Raw genomic sequence first — 532 nt, 5'->3', positions numbered from 1 at the left:
CTGGTGTGATTATAAAAACTGTATTGAAGGCAATATCATTGCCGAAGACGGTACATATGATTATCGGCAGACGCAAGCTGATGTATTCCAGCAACATGGGACAAAAACTAAGTCGTTTATTATTTACGACTGGGTTATGAACTCTCTTGGTAATACATCCGTCAGTGTGAAAGCTGATCCATCGGTTAGCTTGGCTCCCATCGGTAAGTATGTTGAATATCTTAGGGATGATGGTCAGTGGGTCCGCGGTGAAACCATTAATATGAGCTCAGTTAACCATTATAAAAAACTGAGATTTCATGTTGAGCCGAGACCTTACGCTCAGGAGTTATGGGGATCTTGGTTGCCTACTACTAAAATTCCGGCAAATGCTTCTTATGCAGAAGTGGATACGGATATATCGTTCAGTGGGCGCTCATGTTCATGGCCTGGATATTGGTCTCGACCGGAAGGGAAGCCTGAACTTCCGTCTGATCGGATTGGGGCAACGTTCTGCTATGACCTTAACCCTCCTGAAATTGCTGGGTTAGAA

General features: G+C 44.2%; 1 protein-coding gene. It reads left to right on the top strand.

What is annotated here, in order from left to right; genetic code table 11:
* A partial coding sequence (locus R7R78_RS29135) for a hypothetical protein (protein ID WP_225474968.1) occupies positions 1–532 on the top strand: 532 nt, incomplete at both ends.

This window comes from Vibrio sp. 2134-1 (assembly GCF_033339495.1).
This window is presented reverse-complemented; position numbering and strand designations above follow the sequence as displayed.